At 30.5% G+C, this 21,796-nt stretch carries 22 protein-coding genes and 3 tRNA genes; 12 read left to right on the top strand and 13 right to left on the bottom strand.

Annotation, left to right across the window (positions count from 1 at the left end; all coding sequences use genetic code 11):
- Nucleotides 1-3: 3 nt before the first annotated feature.
- Nucleotides 4-321 (top strand): HesB/IscA family protein, encoded by a 318-nt coding sequence (locus ACTT83_RS02900; RefSeq protein ID WP_440916440.1) that lies wholly within the window; start codon nt 4-6, stop codon nt 319-321.
- Nucleotides 321-1,097 carry an exodeoxyribonuclease III gene (gene xth / locus ACTT83_RS02895; protein WP_440918659.1) on the top strand — a complete coding sequence of 259 codons (777 nt, stop codon included), beginning with the start codon at nt 321-323 and terminating at the stop codon, nt 1,095-1,097. Before ACTT83_RS02900 ends, xth begins: the two co-directional genes overlap by 1 nt.
- On the opposite strand, the gene ACTT83_RS02890 is transcribed toward xth, so the two are convergent.
- Nucleotides 1,089-2,087, bottom strand: coding sequence for an Ldh family oxidoreductase (locus ACTT83_RS02890; RefSeq protein WP_440918658.1), 999 nt, complete (start codon nt 2,085-2,087; stop codon nt 1,089-1,091). The genes xth and ACTT83_RS02890 overlap by 9 nt on opposite strands.
- 42 nt (nt 2,088-2,129) lie before the next feature.
- Complete coding sequence (locus ACTT83_RS02885; RefSeq protein ID WP_440918657.1) at nt 2,130-3,182, bottom strand: metal ABC transporter solute-binding protein, Zn/Mn family; 1,053 nt, start codon at nt 3,180-3,182, stop codon at nt 2,130-2,132.
- A 70-nt stretch (nt 3,183-3,252) separates the two neighbouring features.
- Between ACTT83_RS02885 and ACTT83_RS02880 the strand changes: the two genes are divergently transcribed.
- From ACTT83_RS02880 to ACTT83_RS02870, 3 genes are read left to right on the top strand one after another with little or no spacing between them, the layout of a single operon-like run.
- Complete coding sequence (locus tag ACTT83_RS02880) at nt 3,253-3,999, top strand: ATP-binding cassette domain-containing protein (protein WP_440918656.1); 747 nt, start codon at nt 3,253-3,255, stop codon at nt 3,997-3,999.
- Nucleotides 4,000-4,803: a metal ABC transporter permease gene (locus ACTT83_RS02875; RefSeq protein WP_440918655.1), complete on the top strand. Its 804-nt coding sequence runs from the start codon at nt 4,000-4,002 to the stop codon at nt 4,801-4,803.
- A gap of 24 nt (nt 4,804-4,827) precedes the next feature.
- Entirely contained in the window at nt 4,828-5,226 is a 399-nt protein-coding gene (locus tag ACTT83_RS02870; protein WP_440918654.1) for a Fur family transcriptional regulator, read from the top strand.
- 7 nt (nt 5,227-5,233) lie between these two features.
- Here ACTT83_RS02870 and ACTT83_RS02865 read toward each other — a convergent pair whose 3' ends face one another.
- Nucleotides 5,234-6,676, bottom strand: a complete 1,443-nt coding sequence (locus tag ACTT83_RS02865; RefSeq protein ID WP_440918653.1) for a circularly permuted type 2 ATP-grasp protein — start codon at nt 6,674-6,676, stop codon at nt 5,234-5,236.
- Between the two features lie 106 nt (nt 6,677-6,782).
- On the opposite strand from ACTT83_RS02865, the gene ACTT83_RS02860 reads away from it, so the two are divergent.
- The 5 genes from ACTT83_RS02860 to ACTT83_RS02840 all read left to right on the top strand — a co-directional run bounded on the left by ACTT83_RS02860 (nt 6,783) and on the right by ACTT83_RS02840 (nt 10,031).
- Entirely contained in the window at nt 6,783-7,514 is a 732-nt protein-coding gene (locus tag ACTT83_RS02860; RefSeq protein ID WP_440916448.1) for a 20S proteasome subunit A/B, read from the top strand.
- A 65-nt stretch (nt 7,515-7,579) separates the two neighbouring features.
- Nucleotides 7,580-7,801 carry a DUF6552 family protein gene (locus tag ACTT83_RS02855; protein WP_440918674.1) on the top strand — a complete coding sequence of 74 codons (222 nt, stop codon included), beginning with the start codon at nt 7,580-7,582 and terminating at the stop codon, nt 7,799-7,801.
- Nucleotides 7,801-8,235: an arsenate reductase ArsC gene (locus ACTT83_RS02850; protein ID WP_440918652.1), complete on the top strand. Its 435-nt coding sequence runs from the start codon at nt 7,801-7,803 to the stop codon at nt 8,233-8,235. The genes ACTT83_RS02855 and ACTT83_RS02850 overlap by 1 nt, the downstream gene beginning before the upstream one ends.
- Nucleotides 8,222-8,872: an aquaporin gene (locus tag ACTT83_RS02845; RefSeq protein WP_440918651.1), complete on the top strand. Its 651-nt coding sequence runs from the start codon at nt 8,222-8,224 to the stop codon at nt 8,870-8,872. The genes ACTT83_RS02850 and ACTT83_RS02845 overlap by 14 nt, the downstream gene beginning before the upstream one ends.
- A gap of 199 nt (nt 8,873-9,071) precedes the next feature.
- The gene (locus ACTT83_RS02840) at nt 9,072-10,031 is read left to right on the top strand and encodes a hypothetical protein (RefSeq protein WP_440918650.1); all 960 of its coding nucleotides are present in this window, start codon (nt 9,072-9,074) and stop codon (nt 10,029-10,031) included.
- Between the two features lie 23 nt (nt 10,032-10,054).
- Here the strand turns inward: ACTT83_RS02840 and ACTT83_RS02835 are convergent, their stop codons facing one another.
- Genes ACTT83_RS02835 through ACTT83_RS02825 form a run of 3 tightly spaced genes read right to left on the bottom strand, consistent with a single transcriptional unit; the run spans nt 10,055 to nt 15,590 of the window.
- Nucleotides 10,055-11,245 carry a sugar phosphate nucleotidyltransferase gene (locus ACTT83_RS02835; RefSeq protein ID WP_440918649.1) on the bottom strand — a complete coding sequence of 397 codons (1,191 nt, stop codon included), beginning with the start codon at nt 11,243-11,245 and terminating at the stop codon, nt 10,055-10,057.
- Complete coding sequence (gene ilvD, locus ACTT83_RS02830; RefSeq protein WP_440918648.1) at nt 11,245-12,963, bottom strand: dihydroxy-acid dehydratase; 1,719 nt, start codon at nt 12,961-12,963, stop codon at nt 11,245-11,247. The genes ACTT83_RS02835 and ilvD overlap by 1 nt, the downstream gene beginning before the upstream one ends.
- A complete protein-coding gene (locus tag ACTT83_RS02825; RefSeq protein ID WP_440918647.1) occupies nt 12,963-15,590 on the bottom strand; it encodes a valine--tRNA ligase in 2,628 nt (875 codons plus the stop codon). The genes ilvD and ACTT83_RS02825 overlap by 1 nt, the downstream gene beginning before the upstream one ends.
- A 121-nt stretch (nt 15,591-15,711) precedes the next feature.
- Here ACTT83_RS02825 and ACTT83_RS02820 point away from each other — a divergent pair.
- Both ACTT83_RS02820 and ACTT83_RS02815 read left to right on the top strand, forming a co-directional pair.
- Nucleotides 15,712-15,785: transfer RNA gene (locus ACTT83_RS02820), tRNA-Cys, on the top strand.
- 50 nt (nt 15,786-15,835) lie between these two features.
- A tRNA-Asn gene (locus ACTT83_RS02815) sits at nt 15,836-15,911 on the top strand.
- 4 nt (nt 15,912-15,915) lie between these two features.
- Here the strand turns inward: ACTT83_RS02815 and ACTT83_RS02810 are convergent.
- The 7 genes from ACTT83_RS02810 to ACTT83_RS02780 all read right to left on the bottom strand — a co-directional run bounded on the left by ACTT83_RS02810 (nt 15,916) and on the right by ACTT83_RS02780 (nt 21,694).
- Nucleotides 15,916-16,284, bottom strand: a complete 369-nt coding sequence (locus tag ACTT83_RS02810) for a helix-turn-helix domain-containing protein (RefSeq protein WP_440918646.1) — start codon at nt 16,282-16,284, stop codon at nt 15,916-15,918.
- Nucleotides 16,285-16,446: 162 nt separating this feature from the next.
- Nucleotides 16,447-17,181 (bottom strand): amino acid ABC transporter ATP-binding protein, encoded by a 735-nt coding sequence (locus ACTT83_RS02805; RefSeq protein ID WP_440916456.1) that lies wholly within the window; start codon nt 17,179-17,181, stop codon nt 16,447-16,449.
- A gap of 6 nt (nt 17,182-17,187) precedes the next feature.
- Nucleotides 17,188-18,630 (bottom strand): amino acid ABC transporter permease, encoded by a 1,443-nt coding sequence (locus ACTT83_RS02800; RefSeq protein WP_440918645.1) that lies wholly within the window; start codon nt 18,628-18,630, stop codon nt 17,188-17,190.
- Nucleotides 18,630-19,781 carry an amino acid ABC transporter permease gene (locus ACTT83_RS02795; RefSeq protein WP_440918644.1) on the bottom strand — a complete coding sequence of 384 codons (1,152 nt, stop codon included), beginning with the start codon at nt 19,779-19,781 and terminating at the stop codon, nt 18,630-18,632. Before ACTT83_RS02795 ends, ACTT83_RS02800 begins: the two co-directional genes overlap by 1 nt.
- A gap of 74 nt (nt 19,782-19,855) precedes the next feature.
- Entirely contained in the window at nt 19,856-20,896 is a 1,041-nt protein-coding gene (locus ACTT83_RS02790; protein WP_440916459.1) for an amino acid ABC transporter substrate-binding protein, read from the bottom strand.
- A gap of 165 nt (nt 20,897-21,061) precedes the next feature.
- Nucleotides 21,062-21,138, bottom strand: a tRNA-Arg gene (locus ACTT83_RS02785).
- A 28-nt stretch (nt 21,139-21,166) separates the two neighbouring features.
- A complete protein-coding gene (locus ACTT83_RS02780; protein ID WP_440918673.1) occupies nt 21,167-21,694 on the bottom strand; it encodes a potassium transporter TrkG in 528 nt (175 codons plus the stop codon).
- Nucleotides 21,695-21,796 lie beyond the last annotated feature (102 nt).

Here is a 21,796-nt window from a genome sequence, read left to right as displayed (position 1 = left end):
ATTATGATTAAAGAAATTAAATTTACTGATAAAGCACTAAAACAGATCAATGTTTTGCTGTCTAAAAAAGATAAAGGGTCTTTTTTTAGAATCGCTATTAAAGGTGGTGGTTGTTCAGGATTTCAATACGAATTCACTTTTGATAAAGAAAAATCAAAAGATGATTTAAACTTTGAAAATATTTTAATTGATAAAACTTCAGCAGATTTATTAAAAGGCTCTGAAGTTGATTATGTTTCAGAATTAATTGGTGAACAATTTAAGATAACTAATCCACAAACTAAGTCATCTTGTGGTTGTGGTGTTTCTTTTTCTCTTTAATGATTATTTCTTCATGGAATGTAAATTCTGTGAGAGCTCGAATAGATAATATCAAAAGTTATCTCTTAAAATATAAACCAGATATCCTAATGATGCAGGAAATCAAAACAGAGGATGTAAACTTTCCCTATGATGATTTTTCTGCAATGGATTATGAAAGTCATGTGTTTGGCCAAAAAAGTTATAATGGGGTTGCTATTATATCTAAAGGTAAATTAAAAAATATTAAAACTGACTTAATCAAAGATAAACTAAAGCAATCGAGAATAATTTCAGCTGAACTGGAATATAAAAAGAAAAATATTCAATTAATAAACATTTATACACCTAATGGAAATCCTGTAGATACGGATAAATATAAATACAAGAAACAATGGTTGGATGATTTAATTAAACAATTAAAGAGTTTAAGTAAAAAAAATTCAAATATTATTCTTGCTGGAGATTTTAACATTATTCCAGCGACTGAAGATGTTTATAATCCAAAAAGTTTTGAGGATGATGCTCTGTTTAGATTAGAAATAAGGAAAAAATTAAGAGAAATGATCAACCTTGGTTTTAGTGATGTCTATAGACATTTTAATGAAACTAAGGAAGGTTATACCTTTTGGGACTACATGAGAGGTGCTTGGCAAAAAAATAATGGAATGCGAATTGATCACTTCTTAGTTTCAAATTCTTTGATTGATCAAATTAAAGGTGTAAATATTAATAAAGATCCAAGAGGTCGTGAAAAACCTTCAGATCATACACCGATTGAAATTACTTTAGCTTAGAGATTTTATTTTATTAACCAAGTCTTCATTAATATTTCGAGGGCCTTTATCTAATCTATTTTTGTGTCTTCTTTCACCTGGAAGTCTAACCCCATCAAAAGATTTCATTTTATCAAAAAATTCATCTGCGTGTTTTTGCCAATTTGTTCCTGAAGTTTTATCAGGTGAAATTGCAATAATAAATTCTCCCCCACTAGGTGGTCCACCATCATTATTATCTTTAGCCGCTGTTTCAAAACTAAAATTATCTCCAACCAAAGCACCAGCCATTAACTCAACCATCATTGCTATTGCTGAACCTTTGTAACCACCAAAAGGAAGTAATACACCACCATCTGCAATTGCGCCTGGATCAGTAGTCTCTTTACCATCTTTAGTTAAACCAGTTCCAAGTGGAACTTTGTGCCCTTCTCTTTTTGCAACTTGGACTTCTCCCATTGCCATTGATGCTGTGGCCATATCATAAACAACTGGAGTTTTGCCAGGTCGTGGCCAAGCAAATGAAATCGGATTTGTTCCAAACAATGGTTTGATTGCACCAGCAGGTGCTACAGCAGGTTTGTATGATGTGCATGCAAAAGCAACCAGACCCTCTTCTGCTAACTTTTCTGTTTCAGGCCACATAGCTGCCATGTGATGAGAATTATTTATTGCAAGCACTGCTACACCATTTTCTTTTGCAGCCTTAGCCAATTCAGGCAATCCTTTATTTAAAACTACTGGGGCTAAACAATTATTCCCATGAACTTTTATAACTGATGAGGAAATTTTTTTAATTTCAGGCTTTCCTTTTCCATTAATTTTTCCACTTTTTAAACCACTAACATATGCAGGTAATCTGAACAAACCATGAGATAAAGATCCATCCCGTTCGGCATTTCTAATTAGGTCAGACAGAATAGAAGCTGTTTCATCATCACAACCATTAGCTAATAAAGTTTTTTTGGCTAAATCGAAAATTTCATCTAATGTCAGGGAAACTGTACTCATCCCATTATTAGATATTATTTATAACTAAAGATCAATTTCTAATTAACAACCTTTGAAAGATTTTGACATATTACCTATTAAATCAAAATATAAATCCTTACCTGGATTAAGTGTAGCTCCTAATGGATCGATTACACCTGTTGCAACATTAGTATCTTTCGCTACAGCTTTTATAATATCAGGATTAAATTGAGGCTCTGAAAATATACAACTAACTTTATCATGCTCAATTACCTCTCTGATTTCAGCTAATTGCTCAGCACCTGGCATTACGTCTGTATTTACTGTAAATGCTCCAAGAATATTTATACCAAATCTTTTTTCAAAGTATTGATAGGCATCATGGAAGACTACTGATTTAAAATCTTTATTTAATTCAGACTTAACTTTTTTTGTAAGTTTATCTAAATCATTATGAGCTTTTTTTAAATTTGATTTATATTTAGCCTCATTTTTTTGATCATTTTCGATTAAATGCTCAGCCATCTCGCTTAAAATTACTTTTGCATTCATAGGATCTAACCAGATATGTGGATCAAATTCGCCATGTGCATGTCCTTCATGACCATGCTCATCGTGACCATCTTTTTTATGCTCATCGTCATGTCCGTGTTCATCATGACCATGTTCTTTTTCCTTTTTATCATGATTGTGATCGTCATGATCATCCTCTTTTTTTGCATGATCATCATGATCGTCTTCTTTATGACCATGATCATGCTCTTCAAAAATATTTCTTTCTCTAAATTTAAGTTTAGTTAAACCTTTAATTTCCATTAATTCAATTTTTTCAGCTTTTTTTGCAATATTTTTTAATGGTTTTTCCAAGAAATTTTCTATGTCCTCTCCTACCCAAAATATAATATCTGCATTTTGAATCATTTTTGCATGTGATGGTTTAAGAGCAAATCCATGTGGTGAAGCATAACCATCAACGATTAAATCTGGTTTTCCAACACCGTCCATAAGATAACTTGCAAGAGAATGAATTGGTTTAATTGTTGCCACTACTTTAATTTCAGCATTTGCTGGTACAAAAAATGTTAAGAATGATAATATTGATAAGATAAATGGTAATTTTTTTATGTTTTTCATATGTTGTATATTTAAATTGTTATAATATAACACTATGTAATAATATAACATTTATTAGTCAAGAAATAAAATGAGCTCTAATCAAAATATATTGGTAAAATTAAATGATGCTGGTCTACAGATTAATGATAAATGGTTAGTCAAAGGAGTCTCACTACAAGTTGAAAAAGGTAAAATAGTTACTCTTATAGGTCCAAATGGATCAGGGAAAAGCACAACAGCTAAAATTGCTTTAGGTATTTATAAGAAGATTGATGGCTCAGTTGAAAAATACACCAATAAAGTTGGATATGTCCCACAGAAAATTTCAATTGATTGGACGTTACCGCTAAGAGTAAATGATTTCATGGTATTAACTGAAAGTCTTAATAAAGAGACAATTGATGAAGCTTTGTCTTTAACTGGTGTCATTCATCTTAAAAATAAAAATTTAGGAGATTTATCTGGTGGTGAGTTTCAAAGAGTTTTACTTGCAAGAGCTATATCAAAAAAACCAGAGCTATTAGTGCTAGATGAACCAGTGCAGGGAGTAGATTTTACTGGTGAAATTGCTTTATACGAACTAATTAAGAAAATTTCTGATGAATTAGATTGTGGTATCTTATTGATTTCTCATGATTTGCACACTGTAATGACAGCCACTGACCATGTTGTCTGTTTAAACGGTCATGTTTGTTGCTCAGGTTCTCCAATGGATGTTGCAAAAAATAATGAATATAAAGCTTTATTTGGAGAACAAGCTTCTCAAATATTGTCAAGATATGAACATAAGCACGACCATATTCATACAGATGAGGGTGAAATAAAAAAAAATTAAATGTTTGATGATTTTTTTATAAGAGCTTTGGTAGCTGGAATTGGGGTTGCTTTTGTAACAGGACCTCTTGGTTGTTTTGTTATATGGAGAAGATTATCTTATTTTGGTGACACCTTAGCTCACTCAGCTCTATTGGGAGTGACATTAGCGTTTACTATGGAGTTTAATATTGCGCTATCGGTATTTATCATTTCATCTATGATAGCACTTATTTTAATTCAACTTCAAAAAAAAACCAATCTACCAGGTGATGCTTTGTTGGGTCTTCTAGCTCATTCATCTCTAGCAGTTGGACTTGTTGTTATAGGTTTTTTAACCTTTATAAGGTTTGATATTATGGGATTATTATTTGGAGATATTTTAGCAGTTTCAGTAGATGATTTGTTAATCATTTGGATTGGAGGAGCATTTATCTTATTAACTCTGAAATTTATTTGGAAACCTTTATTTGCTTCAACAGTAAATTATGAACTAGCAGAAGCAGAAGGCTTAAATCCAGACAGAGCTAAGGCAATCTTTACTATTTTAATGGCTGCAATCATTGCTATTTCAATTAAAATGGTCGGATTATTGTTAATTACCGGAATGCTAATTATACCAGCAGCAATGGCCAGAAATTTATCATCAAGTCCACAGAGTATGGTTATCTATTCAATTATAGGAGGCTTGTTATCTGTAATTATAGGATTGTTTACATCTTTAGAGTTTAATACATCTTCAGGTCCATCAATTATAACAGCAGCCTTATTATTATTCATACTTTCATTATTTAAAATAAAACAATCTATTAAATTGAAAAATTAGTGAGGAATCAGTAAAATGAAGACAATGCATAAAGAACATACTCTCACAAAAAATCAGCAAATTATTTTTGATTTAATTAATAAATCTCCTGAACCAATGAAAGCTTATTCGATCCTTTTTAATGTTCAAAAAAAAGGCATTAAAGCTCCCCTACAAGTTTATCGAGCGTTAGATAAGCTAGTGGAAATAGGAAAAATTCACAAAATAGAGAGTCGAAATGCATTTATTGCGTGTCACAATTCAAGCTGTCGAGTGGCTAAAGCTACAGCGTTTTCTATCTGTGAGATTTGTGAAAAAGTAACAGAAATAAGTAGTGCAGGTCTTTCCAAATACTTAGCTAACTTCAAAGACAAAGATGGCATGAAATACATTAAATATAATCTTGAATTTTTTGGATTATGTAAAAAATGTAAAGTTAAATAAAATACTTCTATTCAACAATCAAAGTGTCTTTTGAACCACCACCTTGGGAACTATTGACAATAGTACTTCCTTTTCTGAGTGCAACTCTAGTCAATCCACCAGTGGTAACATAATTAGTTTTACCACTTAAAACAAATGGTCTTAAGTCTAAATGCCTTGGCTCTATATCTTTATCAGTAATTGTTGGAGCAGTAGACAAAGTTTCTAGAGGTTGCGCAATATATTCTCGAGGACACTTTTTAATTTTTTCTGCGACTTCCTCTCTTTCTTTAGTTGAGGCTTTAGGACCTATCATAATTCCATAACCACCTGAAGCATTTGCAGGTTTAACTACTAGTTTAGATAAATTTTCTAAAACATACTTTTTTTGACTTTCGTCATGACACAAATATGTCTCAACTTGATTTAATATAGGTTGTTCGCCTAAATAATAAACTATCATCTTATTTACATATGAATAAACTACCTTATCGTCAGCAACACCTGTACCAATAGCATTAATTATACCTACATTCTTTTTTAACCAGCATTTGAATAATCCAGGAACACCAATGAGAGAGTCTTTATTAAAAGCTTTAGGATCCAAGAAATTATCGTCTAATCTTCTGTATATACAATCAACTTTCAAAGGACCTTTTACAGTTTTCATATAAACATTATCATTTTCAACAAATAAATCTTTTCCCTCTACCAGTGCAATACCCATTTGCTCTGCTAAAAAAGAATGTTCAAAATAAGCGGAATTATAAATACCAGGTGTTAGGACTACCATGTGGGGATGAGTAGTTTTTTTAGGAATACATTCATTCATACAATTAAAAAGTTTGTTGGTGTATTGATGTATTGATGCAACTTTATATCTCGTAAATAGTTCAGGAAAGACATCTCTCATAACCATTCTGTTCTCAAGCATATAAGAAACACCAGATGGCACTCTTAAATTATCCTCTAAAACTAAATAATCTCCATTTTTATTCCTGATTAAATCTACTCCAGATATATTTGCCCAAGATTTATATTTAGGTGAAAACCCTTCACATTCTTTTACATAGTAAGGTGAATTAAAAATAATTTCTCTAGGAATAACATTATCTTTAAAAATTTTCTTTTGATTATACACGTCATCAATAAATAAATTCAAAGCTTTTACTCTTTGCTTTAAACCTTTAGTTACCTTATTCCATTGTGATTTAGGAATTATTCTTGGAATAATATCTAATGGCCATTTCTTCTCCTCTGCTCTGTTATTAGCAGCATAAACTCTAAAGTTAATTCCTCTAGCACTTATTGTGCTTTGACAATTTTTTTCTATTTCTTGAAGTTTTTCTTTACCGTATCTTTCTAAAATATTTGAAATTATAACAGCATGTTTTCTTAGTTTATTTTCATTAGTAAAATAACCGTCGTATGCTTTTGTTGCATTATAATTATCCCAGAGTTTACCGCTCATTAAAAGATTGTTTAATAATTAGATTAAACAATCAATTGCGATATAGTTATATCAGCTATGCTGGAATTAAATTATATGTTAATTAATAATAAATTATTAATGAATTATGACTTATTGTGTTGGCATTAAAGCTCAAGATGGAATTGTTTTTGCCTCAGACTCTAGAACAAATGCTGGATTAGACAATGTTAATATTTATTCTAAAATGTTTGTACATGATGTTGGCGATAGAAGTATCATCATTGTCACCTCAGGAAATTTAGGAACATCTCAGGCAGTATACAAGTCTATTGAAAAAGATCTCAAAAGTGACAGCGGAATAATGAATTTAAATACCTGTAAAGATTTTGATCAAATTGCATCATATATAGGATCTTTAAATATAGAACATTCAGCTCCTAAAGGAATTAATACTGACACGGTTTTATTGGGATCTTCATTTTTAGTTGGAGGACAGATTAAAGGTCAGCCTCTTGAACTATACCTAATATACTCACAAGGTAATTATATTAAACCTGCCGACAGCAAACCTTATTTGGTCATTGGAGAGGTAAAATATGGCAAACCTATTTTAGATAGAGTTATCAAACCAAGTGTATCTATTGGCGATGCATCTAGATGTGCTTTAATTTCAATGGACTCAACACTTAAAAGTGATTTAACCGTAGGCCCTCCAATTGATTTTGCAGTTTATAAAAAGGACGAGTACAAGATTGCTTCGCAAAAATGCCTGAATATTACTGACACTGAATACACCAAAGTTTGTGATCAATGGTCTAATAGTATCTTTAAAATTTTTGACTCTTTCCCTAGATTCGACTGGGAAGACAATAAATAAGAATATTTTTTCTTTAATCTGTAATAAATTCTTAACAAAACCTAAATATAGAAAGAGAGATGATCATGATTAATAAAAATTATATAAAATGGATAAGCACATTTCTAGTTTTAGTTGGTATTCTATTAACAAACCTAAATATATATCCTTTAAATATATACTTTCACGGATTAGGTGTTGTTGGATGGACTATCGCTGGATTTGTTAGCAAGGATAAAGCGATACTTACTAACTTTGGATTACAAATACCATTGTTCTTAATAGGAATTTATAAGATTATTATTTAGTGAAAAATATATTATTTGTTTGTACAGGAAACTCTGCAAGAAGTATCATAGCTGAGTCTTTAGTTAATAATAGATATAATGATAAATTCAAAGCCTATAGTGCTGGTAGTAATCCTTCTGGAGAAATTAACAAAGATATAAAACATTTTTTAAATGATAAAGGTTTCAATCTTCAAAATTACTCATCTAAAAATTTTAATTTTTTTGTTAATGGAGAAATCAAAATTGATCATGTTATTACTGTATGTAATAATGCAAATAATGAAGTATGTCCTATTTGGCCTAAGGAAAATCAAATCATACACTGGGATATTGAAGATCCGGTAATAAAACTAAATGACGCTAGTGAGGATAAAAAATTTAAGATAATTACTGATACTTTTAATAATATTGATAAAAGAATTAAAAATTGGATTCTAAATGAAAAATACTAACAAAATATTTTTAGGTGAATTTATTGGAAGTAGTTTTTTAGTAATGGTTATTGTTGGGTCTGGAATAATGGCTGAAAATCTCACAAATGATAATGCTTTGAGATTAACAGCTAATACACTCGCAACTGGTGCTGGCCTATTCGTCTTAATAACTGCTTTTGCAAATATTTCAGGTGCACATTTCAATCCTTTTGTGAGTTTAGCGATGTTTTTAAGAAAAAAAATCAATGGAAAACTTCTCATCATATATATTCCTGCCCAAATACTTGGTTGTTTGCTAGGTGTTATGTTGGCTAATGTTTTTTTTGAACACGATATTCTTGAGTTATCGACAAAAAATAGAGATGGTTTTCATATTTTCTTATCTGAAATAATTGCTACTTTTGGTTTAATTTTTATTATTTTTGCTACTCAAAAAGATGGCAAAATAACAATAGCTGCTAGTGTTGCAACATATATTATGGCTGGTTATTGGTTCACATCATCAACATCTTTTGCAAATCCAGCTGTTGCAATAGCTAGAACTTTTACTGATTCTTTTACAGGAATTAATTATTTGAATACGCCTACATATATTTTAGCTGAATTTTTGGGAGCTCTTATTGCTGTATATTTTATTAAGAAGTTAATTAAATAAATACAACTTTATTGAGAAATAAAAAATATTTAAAAGTAGACATCAATATTTAATAGTTTATTGGTTGATGAATCCACCCCCTGATTCTAAAATTAGTTTATTCTTTTATAGAATTTTTTTTACTCTCACATTACATAGATCTTAAGTCATGAATCGATAGGAGCCGAAAACAATAATATAAAGGAGATAAAAAATGGAAATGACTTTAGTTTACACGGTTATAGGGTTTGCCCTTGCCGGTTATAGCGTAATCGCTAACGACTCAATCCAAACACTTGGTACATTTATAGCTTCAAAGAAGAAGTGGTTTAAATGGTATATACTTGCAGGATCTGCATCAGCTGTAATGATTTTTGCGTTAGCATGGGGATGGTATTCATATGATGGTGATATTTCTTATGGAAGATTAACTAGAATACCTTATCAAGAAATTCAGTGGTATCATGCAGTAGCACCTGCAATATTGTTATTATTAACAAGAATTGGAATACCGGTATCTACTACTTTCTTAGTTCTTTCAGCATTTGCTTCAACAGTTGTGCTTGAAAAAATGCTATTAAAAAGTGTAGTTGGATATGGTTTAGCGGCAATGGTCGCTTATATTGCCTGGATAGTAGTATCAAAATTTATCAATGAAAAATTAGATGAAGTTGATGAAAAATATATTGGCTTTTGGAGAAATGCTGTTTGGGTTTCTTCAGGTTGGTTATGGTGGGTTTGGTTATCTCACGATGTAGCTAATATTGCAGTATATCTACCTAGACAGTTAGATTTAACATTACTTTTAATTGTAATGGCTTACTTCACTGCATTATTATTTTATATTTTCTACATTCAAGGTGGACCAATTCAGAAAGTTGTTTTGGAGAAGACTGGAACTAGATATGCAAGATCAGCTACAATTATTAACGTAATTTATGCTGGTGTCTTATTCTACTTTAAAGAACTTAATGATTTGCCTATGTCAACTACATGGGTTTTCGTTGGTTTATTATGCGGTAGAGAACTTGCGATTTCAACAATGAACAAAGAATATAAATTTAAGTATGTCTTCCCATTAATTGGTAAAGACTTTCTTAAAATGATCTTTGGATTAAGTGTTTCAGTTGGAATTGTTTTAGCAATCCATTACTTAATTATTCCAAATAATTGGTTTTAAATATATTTTTGTGGTCATGTTAATTATTTAACACGGCCATAAATATCTTGATATCTAACTATATCAGTTTCTTTTAATATAGATCCTACTTGAGCTTCAATTATTTTTACTGGTTTTTTATAGGGATTTTCTATTCTATGGATTGCACCTAATGGAATAAAGATAGTTTCATCAGGTTTCATAGTAAAATATTTCTTATTTAATGTAATTTTAGGTTTACCATGAGTAACTACCCAGTGTTCTGCTCTATGATGATGTTTCTGAAGACTTAATATACCTTTGGGTTTTACATATAATTCTTTAATCAAAAACTCTTTACCATTAAATAAATTAACATAACTACCCCATGGTCTGTGGAATACATTCTTCTTTTTAAAATAATGTCTTTTATTTCGTCCATACATCTTACAGATTTCTTTCCAAGATCCTAAATCAGACCAAGGAATATCTAATTTAATAGCATTTATATCTTTGGTTTTTTCTAATATTGCATAATCAAAAGACTTTGCTGTTGCTTTGGTAAATGCTTGTTTGTTTAAAAAGTACACATTACTTTTATATTTTGCTTTTGTTACAGCTTTGTTACAATTTCTATAAATATTTGGTTGGTATTTCTTAAAATTATAAATGATTGAGTCTTTTCTCAAATAAAACATTCCAGAATTCCAATAACCTTTTTTACTAATTATTTGTTTAGCTTTAGCCTCTTTAGGTTTTTCTACAAATCTAGATACTTTGTTATTTCTGGTTAAAAAATAACCAAATTCACTTGAGGGCATTTTGGGTTTAATCCCAAAGATAAAAATATTGTTTTGAGTAAGTTTCTTTTGATTTTTTTTGATAGCTTTATTGAATAAACCAACTTTTTCTATCAAATGATCAGCAGCCAAAAACATTAATGGTTGTTCGTTTGGAATGTCTTTAATTAAAGCCGTACTTAATATAGCGGGTGCAGTATTTCTTTTTGCTGGCTCTAAAACTATCTTGAATTTTTTTATTTTGTATTTTTTTAAATGTTGTTTTACTTGTCTTAAATATTTTGCATTAGTGCTTATAATTGGTGCATCATATATAGCTGCTTTAACTCTCTCTAAAGTTTTGCCCAATAAAGTCCAATTACCAAAATCAATAAATTGTTTTGCTTGATGTTTTTTAGCCTTTGGCCAAAGTCTTGTTCCAGCGCCACCACATAAAATAACTGGGCGAATTTTCATTAAATTTTTGAATATTCCTTAACTTCTTTTTTCTTACCAGGATGGGTTGGGGCTCCTAAACTTGCTGGCCCAACTGTTTGTGCATATTTCCAAAGAGTGCCTGAGCCAAAATCAGATTTTTTAGCCTTCCATTTTCTTCTTCTTGAAGCTAATTGTGCTCTTGTTAAACGAACATTAATTGTTCCTTTTTTAGCATCAATATCAATTAAATCACCATTACGTAAAAGAGCAATCGGTCCTCCTAAAGCTGCCTCTGGACCTACATGGCCAACACAAAATCCTCTTGTTGCTCCAGAAAATCTTCCATCAGTGATTAAAGCAACTTTTTCACCTTTACCTTGACCATAGATTGCACCAGTTGTTGAAAGCATTTCTCTCATACCTGGTCCACCAACTGGTCCTTCGTATCTAATAATTATCACATCACCATCTTTATATTTTCTGCTTTGAACAGCTTTCATCGCACTTTCCTCGTTATCAAAACATCTTGCTCTTCCAGTAAATTGTAATTTTTTAAGACCGGCAATTTTTACAATTGCACCTTCTGGAGCTAAATTTCCTTTTAATCCTACAACACCACCATCTGGTGATAAAGGTCTGTTGTAAGCTCTTAAAACTTTTTGTTTTGGATTAAATTTAATACCTTTTAAATTTTCTTTCATAGTTTTACCTGTAACTGTCATGCAGTCTCCATGAATATAGCCACCATCATAAAGAGTTTTTAAAAGCATCGGCACACCACCTGCTAGCCACATATCTTTTGCAACATATTTTCCACCTGGTTTTAAATCAGCAAGATAAGGTGTTCTTTTAAATATTTTTGCAACATCCATTAAATCAAATTTAATTCCTGCTTCATTTGCAATTGCTGGTAAGTGTAATGCTGCATTAGTTGAACCCCCTGTTGCAGCAACTATTGTTGCAGCGTTCTCTAATGCTTTTCTTGTAACAATATCTCTTGGTTTAATTTTTTTTGCTAATAATTCCATAACCATTCGACCACTTGCTTTTGCATATTTATCTCTCTCTTCATAAGGAGCTGGTGTTCCTGCAGAATAAGGTAATGCTAAACCTATTGCTTCTGAAACACATGCCATAGTATTAGCTGTAAACTGACCACCACACGCACCCGCTGTAGGACACGCTACTAATTCTAATTTTCTTAATTCTTTTGCAGACATTTGACCTGATGAATGTTTTCCAACCGCCTCAAAAACATCAACTACAGTTACATCTTTACCTTTATATTTTCCCGGAAGGATTGAGCCGCCATATATAAATACACTTGGTACATTTAATCTAACCATGGACATCATTAATCCTGGTAAAGATTTATCACAACCTGCGATACCTACTAATGCATCATAACAATGACCCCTTACTGTTAATTCAGCACTATCAGCTATAACTTCTCTAGAAATTAAAGACGATTTCATTCCTTCATGACCCATGGCAATACCATCAGTAACAGTAATTGTGCAAAATTCTCTTGGTGTCCCTCCTGATGCTCTAACCCCCTTTTTCACTGATTGCGCTTGTCGCATAAGGGCAATGTTGCAAGGAGCAGCTTCATTCCAAGTTGATACAACTCCTATAAATGGTTTTGATACATCTTTTTCAGTTTCACCCATTGCATAATAAAAAGATCTATGAGGTGCTCTATCTGGACCTAAGGATGTATGTCTACTAGGTAATTTTTTTTTATTAAATTTCCGCATTATAAACTCTCAATAGTTAAAGATATTTTTTTGATATTATCTTTAAGACTACTATAGTTAGTTTTTTCTTGTTCAACAATATTTTTTGGTGCTCTATCTGTAAAGCCTTTATTAGATAATCGTTGAGAAATCTTATCTAGTTCGTCTTGATATTTGTTCTGACGTTTTTGTAAGTTTTCTTTAATCAAATTAAGATCAACATTTTCATCAAAATAAATCTTAAAAATATCACCAGAAATGACAAGTGTTGCAGAGGGTTTATCCTGTTCTTTATCAAAAAAATTATTGATACGACCCAGTTTTTTCAAAATAACATCATTATTATTAACTAATAATTTGTTTTTTTTGGCAATTTTATTAATCGCAACATCAACAAATGAACCAGGGCTGACATTTAATTCATTTTTAAATGATCTTAATTCGGAAATAATCTTAATGATTTTTTCAACTTCTTTGAGAGATTGGTCTTTTTTGATTTTTCCAGTAGGCCAAGTTTTATACATAAGAAAATTTTTATTAGACTCATCAAATTTGTTCTTTAACCATATTTCCTCAGTTACAAATGGTATGAAAGGATGAAGCATAACCAATATTTGCTTAAAAACATAAGCAGAAACTTCTTTTACCTCTGTTTTTGCCTTTTTATCCTCAGAGTAAAGAATTGTTTTAGACAGCTCAATATACCAGTCACAATATGAGTGCCATGCAAATTGATAGGCATTTTTTGCTGCTTCATCAAATCGATAATCTTCAATATTTTTTTGAATTTTATTTTTAGTTTCTATTAACTCCGAATAGATCCATTTATTGATATTTAATGAGATTTTTGGAACTTTATTGGTTTTTTTAAAATCACATTTATTAGTAATTAAAAAATTATTAGCATTCCATAATTTATTTAAAAAGTTTCTATATCCTTTAACTCTATCTTCTGAAAGTTTAACGTCAGTTCCTGGGGATGCCATAGAAAGTAAAGTAAAACGTAATGCATCAGCACTATATTTTTCAATTAAATCTAATGGATCAATAACATTTCCTTTTGACTTAGACATTTTTTGTCCTTTTTCATCTCTTACTAGCGCGTGTACATAAATATCTTTGAAGGGTTCTTTATTTAAAAATTCCATACCAAACATAATCATTCTAGCTACCCAGAAAAAAATAATATCAAAACCTGTTACTAAAACTGTTGTTGGATAAAATTTCTTTACATAATCTTTTTTATCAGGCCAACCTAAAGTTGCGAATGGCCATAATCCTGAAGAAAACCATGTATCTAAAACATCAGGATCTCTAGTAAGTTTTACATCTTTTTTATAATGTTTTTTTGCTTGTTTAATTGCATCATTTTCATTGATCGCAACAAAAATTTTTTGATCAGGTCCATACCAAGCTGGTATTTGATGTCCCCACCATAATTGGCGTGAAATACACCATGGCTCAATATTATTCATCCACTGAAAATAAGTTTTAGACCAGTTAGCTGGAAAGAAATTTGTTTTTTTTGTCTTAACAATTTTTTTAGCTTTGATCGCTAATTTCTTTGCATCAACAAACCATTGTTCTGTTAAAAAAGGTTCAATTACTGAATTTGATCTATCGCCATATGGAACTTTATTTTTGATATTTTCCTCTTTTACGAAAAAATCTTTTTCTTTTAATTCATTTAATATTTTTTTACGGGCATCAAACCGATCTAAGCCAATATAATCTTTTGGAGCATTATCATTTATTTTTCCATCTTCAGTAAATACATTAATTATTTCTAATTTATTTCTTTGACCAACATCATAGTCATTAAAATCATGCGCTGGCGTGATCTTAAGTGCTCCAGTTCCTTGATCTGGATCAGCATAATCATCTTTAATAATTTTTATTTTTCTACCTACGATTGGTATTGCGACAGTTTTGCCAACATGATTTTTATATCTTTTATCCTTTGGATTTACCGCAATCGCGGTATCCCCTAGCATTGTCTCAGGCCTCGTTGTGGCAATAGTGATAAATTCTGACGAATTGTCTATTGGGTATCTAATATAGTAAATCTTAGAATTCATCTCTCTTTGATCTACTTCCAAATCTGAAATCGCAGTTTTTAAAACAGTGTCCCAATTAACAAGTTTTTCAGCCTTATAAATCAATTTTTTTTTATGTAATTCTACAAAAACTTTAATGACTGATTTTGATAAATTTTCATCCATAGTGAATGCATTTCTTGACCAATCACATGAACATCCTAATTTTTTTAGTTGGTTGATAATAATGTCCCCATATTCATTTTTCCATTCCCATACTTTTTCTATAAATTTTTCTCTACCAAGGTCAATTTTACTTAAATTTTCTTTTTCTAATTTTTTCTCTACGAGTGCTTGGGTGGCTATACCTGCATGATCAGTTCCAGGTTGCCATAATGTTTCGTAATTATTCATACGATAATAACGAACTAATAAATCTTGAATTGAATTATTTAAAGCATGACCCATATGTAAGCTTCCAGTTACATTGGGTGGTGGAATTACAATTGAAAATTTTTTTGAATTTTTTTGCGGTTTAAATAATTTATTTTTCTCCCAATAACCATAAATTTTATCTTCAACTTTTGAATGTATATATTTATCGCTTATCATGGGTGTTATTAGTTTATAATTTAATAATCTAAATTAACAATAATCAAATTGGAACGTTATTTAATAGACTAATTGCAAATATTTTATATAAAACTCAGTGTAGCTATCTTCTAAAACATATGGCAACGTGGCGGAATGGTTACGCAGAGGATTGCAAATCCTTGTATCCCGGTTCGATTCCGGGCGTTGCCTCCAAAAAAAATCTTGTTTTAGTGAAAAAAAAAAGTAAGTTGAAATTTTAATATTCCTCGGTAGCTCAGTTGGTAGAGCAGTTGACTGTTAATCAATTGGTCGCAGGTTCGAGTCCTGCCCGAGGAGCCAGAAATTAAACGACCTTCGAAATATTACCTGCTACCTGTAATGATTTATTAAACTTTAACTTTTGATCAGCATTTAACTCTGAATATAATTTCACTAAAAAATTATAATTTACATTCATATGCCCTTCTTGTGATTTTTCTAAATTTATAAGATATTCTGAAAAATCCTCAAAAAAATAATTTATTGGCACTTTAAGATAATTTGATAATTGTAATAATCTAATTGAACTTACTCCATTAGTGCCTTTTTCATATTTTTGGATTTGTTGAAATGTTACGTTAATTGCTTTTGCTACTTTAGTTTGAGTTAAACCTAGTGCTAGTCTTCTAAGCTTAAGCTTGTTGCCTAAATGCTTATTAAAATTATCTTCCATTAAGACCCCTCTTAATTTTTATAAAAACTAATTCAACTAGTTTTTAATACCTACTGCAACAATAAATTTTTATTTTTTTTGCCTAAAAACCCTTATTAAGGGAAATGTGTCAAGCATTACTTCAACTATAATTTGAGAAATATTTCTTGAAATTAGCTTAAACTATAGTATCTGGCTGAGGAAAAGTTTAGTTCTATCGCTCTTTGGATTATCAAAAAATTCTTTGGTATCAGCTTTCTCTACTATCATTCCTTCATCCATAAATATCATTTGATCTGCAACTTCTTTTGCAAAACCCATTTCATGAGTAACTACAATCATAGTCATTCCTTGTTTTGCTAAATTTACCATAACATCTAATACTTCTTTAATCATTTCAGGATCTAAAGCTGATGTAGGTTCATCAAAAAGCATTATCTTTGGCTCCATACATAAAGCTCTTGCTATTGCAGCTCTTTGTTGTTGTCCCCCAGATAATTGTCCTGGATATTTTTGTGCTTGATCAAGTATTTGTACTCTTTCTAGATGTTTTAATGCTAATTCTTCTGCCTCTTTTTTGGGCATTTTTTTAACCCAAATTGGAGCTAATGAGCAATTATCTAAAATAGATAAATGAGGAAATAAATTAAATTGTTGAAATACCATTCCAACTTCAGCTCTAATTTGTTCAATATTTTTTGTATCCTCTGTTAATTCAGTTCCATCAACGACAATATTACCTTCTTGATGCTCTTCTAATCTATTAATACATCGAATTAATGTAGACTTTCCTGATCCAGATGGACCACAAACAACAATTTTTTCTTTTGGTTTAACTTCTAAATTTATTCCTTTTAAAACTTGAAAATCTCCAAACCACTTATTCATATTACTTATTTGGATAATACTATCTGACATAAATCTTTATCTATCGGTTTTATATTTTTGTTCTAGATTATAACTATATTTACTCATTGCATAACAAATAATCCAGAAAATTATAGCAGCAAATACATACCCCTCCATAGCAAATCCTAACCATTTCGGATTTGTTTTAGCTAAATTTAACATTCCAACTATTTCTAATAATCCCACAACAAATATCAATGGAGTGTCTTTTACTAATGCCAAGAAAGTATTTGCTATTCCTGGTATTACTAATTTAAGAGCCTGCGGTAAAATTACGAAAATATGCATTTTCCAATAACCCATACCTAATGATTTCGCAGCTTCATATTGGCCTCTTGGTAATGCTTGTAAGCCACCTCTTATAACTTCCGCAACATATGCAGCTTCAAATAAAGAAATTGCAATTATGGCTCTTACTAATTTATCAATGAAAAAGTCTTCTGGTAAAAACATTGGAAACATTACGGCAGACATGAATAAAACAGTTATTAGTGGAACACCTCTCCAGAATTCAATAAAACCAACTGATATATATCTAATTAATGGAAATTCTGATCTTCGTCCGAGAGCAAAAGCCATTCCAATTGGAAAACAGAATATAAGACAGAAAAAAGAAATTATAAATGTTAGCGACAGACCTCCCCATGCACCTGTTTCAACCCAATTTAAACCATCTAATTTTCCAAGCTCAATGTATTCTTCAAAAAAAAGAAAATATTTCAAAATAATATAAAGCGCTAAAGGAACTATTAAAAAGTAATAAAACTTAAATTTACTTGGAATAAAAAAACCAATGATGATAGATAAAATTGCAGCAATAATCCCATAAGAAAAGTCAAAAAATACAGGGCCACCGGAAATAAAAAAGAAAATAAACAAAAATGCAATTAAAGGATAAATAACTACATAATAAAGTGTTAAATATTTCTTAAATTTATCAGTCGCAAAGTATCCAACAGAGCCGAGTAATACTAAAGCTACAAATGATAGATTAATTCTCCATTGTTCTGCATTTGGATACATTCCATACATAAATCTTCTTATCCAAACCTTAATATATGTCCAGCATGCACCAGAACCCGTACAAACATCTTTTGTATCTCCTGCAAAACTAGCATCAATAACAAACCAGCTTAATATAGGTGGTATTGATTTAATGATTATGAATATTATTAATAATGATAAAACAGCATTAAAATTATTTGTATTAATATGTTTGTTTAAGAGGTCTAAATTTTTAATTCCACTATACTCTATTCGAATGAAATAAAGACCCACAAAACCAAGTAATAAAGGTAATAAGAAACTTAAAAAATTGGGTAAAAAACCAGTTAAATTTAATCTAAAAAAAGAGTTTAGAAAAACATCTAAAATACTAATAAAAAATAAAAAAGAACCAAGATACAAAAAGGTATTAAGATTAGTTCTATCAGGTTTTAAAAAATTAATACTCGACATTATTTCTCCTGAATAGCTATTTTCTTGTTGTACCAGTTCATTAAAATGGAGATTGAAATACTCAAAGTTAAATAAGTAAACATGGTGATTGATACTATCTCAATTGCCTTACCTGTTTGCATTAATGCTGTTCCAGCAAAAACTAATACTAAATCTGGATAAGCTATCGCTGCTGCTAAAGATGAATTTTTAGTTAAATTTAAGTATTGGTTTGTTGTTGGTGGAATTATTATTCTCAGTGCTTGAGGCATAATTACTAATTTAAGTACTTGATTTGGAGTAAGTCCAATTGATGCTGCTGCCTCTTTTTGACCTTTACCAACACCTTGAATTCCTGCTCTGACACATTCTGCGATAAATGTTGCTGTATATAAAGATAAAGATAATGTTAATGCTATCAATTCTGGAGGTAAGCTAACTCCACCCTCATAAATAAAAGATGTTGTTGCCAATTGTTTCAAAACAGGAATTTCAAAAGAAAGTCTTACGCCACCAATTAAAAAACTTAAAAGTGGAAGAATAAATATCAGTCCTATAGAAATTAAAAAAACTGGAATTTGTTTACCTTGATTTTCCTGAACTTTTTTGGCATGCGCTCGTATAACAATGATAGCTATGATTGCGGCTATAATTGAATAAAAGAAAATATTAAAATTTTGCCAAATAAATGCTGGGACATACAAGCCTTTTATAGTTAGAAAAAAAACTCCAAACATTGCTTCAGCATCTTGTGGAAGTGGCAAAGCACGTAATGCAGCAAAATACCAAAAGAAGATTTGAAGTAGTAGTGGAATATTTCTAAAAAACTCAACATAAAAAGCTGCAAATTTATTAATTAGATAATTAGGGGATAATCTTGCTATACCAACTATTACTCCTAAGATTGTTGCAATAATTATCCCAATGACTGAAACAAGAATTGTATTTAAAAGCCCAACTAAATAGGCTCTGAAATATGAGTGTGATCCATCATATTCAATTAATGAAAACTGAACGTCAAAAGAAGATTCTTGAGATAGAAAACCATAACCAAAATCAATACCTCTATTTTCCATATTGATTTGGGCGTTATAAGTAAAAAAACCGAAAACTAAAATTACAGCTAAAACTGTAATTAATTGTGGGACTATATCTTTAAGTTTAAAATTCACTTTGCCGATAATATATGAGTTTATAAAAAAAGGGCTAGAAAAATCTAGCCCTTTTTAATTAATTTAAACTACAATTATCTTGCAGGTGGAACGTAAAGTATTCCGCCTTTTGTCCATAATTGGTTTGGACCTCTGTCTGGTAAAATTCCAGTGTCAGCTATATTTCTCTTATAACTTTCACCATAATTACCAACTTGCTTGATAATTCTTAAGCTCCAGTCGTTATCTAGACCAAAAGCAGCACCTAATTCACCCTCAGCACCAACTAATCTTTTGATTGCTGGGTTGTCTGAAGTTTTCATCATGTCCGCATTTGCTGAAGTAATACCATATTCTTCAGCTTCGATCATAGTGTTCAAAGACCATCTTACGATATCTTCCCAAACTGCATCACCTTGTCTAACAACTGGTCCTAAAGGTTCTTTAGAAATAGTTTCTGGTAGAACAATGTGTTCATCAGGGTTTTTCATTTTTGTTCTTTGAGCAGCTAAACCAGATTTATCAGTAGTATATGTATCACATCTACCTGCATCGTAAGCAGCAACAACTTCGTCAGCTTTTTCAAATGCAACTGGCTCATAAGAAATTCCTTTTGAATTAAAGAAGTCTCTCATATTTAACTCAGTTGTTGTACCAATGTTTGTACAAGCTGAGATACCATCTTTGAATTGGCTAGTTGAAGTGATACCTGAGCTTTTTCTTACCATGAAGCCTTGACCATCGTAGAAGTTTACTCCAACGAAAGTAAGTCCGATATCAGCATCTCTAGAAAGAGTCCAAGTTGTGTTTCTTGATAAGATATCAATCTCACCAGAAGTTAAAGCAGTAAATCTTTCTTTAGCACTTAGTGGTGTAAACTTAACTTTGTTTGCATCACCTAATACTGCAGCAGCTACCGCTCTACATACGTCAACGTCAACACCAGTCCAATTTCCTGCAGCATCAGCATTAGAAAATCCTGGAAGACCTTGAGATACTCCACATCTTACAAACCCTTTTTTTTGAGTGTTTTTAAGTGTTTTAGATTTTTTAGCAGCCATAGACTCTGTTGTAAAAGTGAACAACACAGCAACCATAGCAACTAAAGAAGTTAATTGTTTTAAGTATTTAAACATATTTCTTCCTATTGTTTATTTATTTGTTAACAAATAATTCAAAATTACTTTTGAATATTCTTAATTTAAGCATGATAAAAATAAGTGTTCAAGGGAAATTTAATCTTATTTCAAATTAATTGAAAATCTAGTCAAGATAAATTTTAACCAAAAATGTGCTAGTAATGGCGCGCCCTGAAGGATTCGAACCTACGACCCTCGGTTTAGAAAACCGATGCTCTATCCAGCTGAGCTAAGGGCGCAAAATCATACTACATATACAATAATTAATTAATTTTTAAAAAGAAATTTTTTAACAAGAAGCAAAATTGTTAATAACTCAATTCGTCCAACAATCATGAAAAAAATAAGACAATATTTGGTAAAATATGAAAGGTTATAAAAAGTTAGATCACTTAAACCATATGAACTTGAATTGACAGTATTCATTAATGTTAAAATAGATAACTTAAACGAATTTTCAAAGCTAAATTCACTCAAAGTCAACAATGTAGTTAAAATAAAAAGTGATAAAATAAATACGAGAACTGATAAAAAATATTTACTTATCTCATTAAAGTCAAAATTAACTTCAGAGAAAAATAACTTATTCTTATATATATTTTTTGGCCTACTGAATGATAAAATTTGATTAACTGAATATATAAATAAAGAATAAATCTTCATAAATCTCAATCCTGAACTTGTGGAAAAAAAAGATCCTCCAATAATTACCAAAATCAAATAAATGAAAGTCAAATTTGTATTTGAATTATTTAGTGTAAAACCAATATTTGACATACTACTTGATATTGACAAAAAATAATTCAAAAAATTTTGATTAAAACTAAAAAATAAAAAAAAGATAATTAAGACTATAACGAAGTAAATTATTAAATTGAGATCTTCATATAAAAAATT

This window comes from Candidatus Pelagibacter sp., assembly GCF_052049775.1.
In the GTDB taxonomy this organism is placed as follows: Bacteria; Pseudomonadota; Alphaproteobacteria; order Pelagibacterales; family Pelagibacteraceae; genus Pelagibacter.
This window is presented reverse-complemented; position numbering and strand designations above follow the sequence as displayed.